Origin of the sequence: Corallococcus sp. 4LFB (assembly GCF_046520365.1) — a bacterium.
GTDB lineage: Bacteria > Myxococcota > Myxococcia > Myxococcales > Myxococcaceae > Corallococcus > Corallococcus caeni.
On record NZ_JBKGHJ010001180.1, the window covers coordinates 1 to 680 of the forward strand.

The 680-nt window shown below is 71.5% G+C and carries 1 pseudogene; it reads right to left on the reverse strand.

Annotation, left to right across the window (positions count from 1 at the left end):
• Positions 1-223, reverse strand: a pseudogene (locus ACLEQD_RS44795) (hypothetical protein); the annotation flags it as partial.
• Positions 224-680 lie beyond the last annotated feature (457 nt).

The window sequence follows — 680 nt, forward strand, 5'->3', positions numbered from 1 at the left end:
TCGCGCGCGCCTGCTCCGCCTCCGCGCGCGCCTGCTCCGCCTCCGCGCGCTCCTGCGTCAGCTCCTCCAGCGCGGACTCCAGGGCCGCCATCCTCGCCGCCAGCGCCTCGGAGCGCTCCCGCTCGGCCTGGTACTCGCGCTGCCAGCGCTCCGTCTCCGACACCTGGGCCTGGAAGCGTTCAGGGGGAATGGTCGCGGCGCATCCCACTGCGAGCCACGCCACACTCCATGCCGCCAGCAGGTGCCGCATACGCCATCTCTCCCGACACCTGGCCGCGCGACATGCACGACGAGGACGACCGGGCTTCATGCTCCAGCTCGCGGCCCGGCGCGTGGCGCTCGGGACGCAAGGGACGCGGTGCAGCTTGCAGAAGAGCGCCGTTGCCGTCAAAGCAACGTGCGCCTGCCTGGGGAGCCTGCACCCATCGTTTCAATTGCAACTGAGGAGATTCTCCCCATGGCGGATCCGCTCCCACCCGGAGAACCCCGCGAAGTTGCTTGAAACCGTCCCTGGCACGGCGGGTGCTCCAAGGCGCTGGCATCAACCGATGCAATCCCGCGTCGGCGTGTCGTCCCCGGAGCCATCCATGAAGACCGTCATCGTCGCCGCCCTGTTCGCCGCCTCCACCGCGTTCGCCAACACCCCGGCCCCCGCCGCCGCCCCCGCCGCGCAGCCGGCC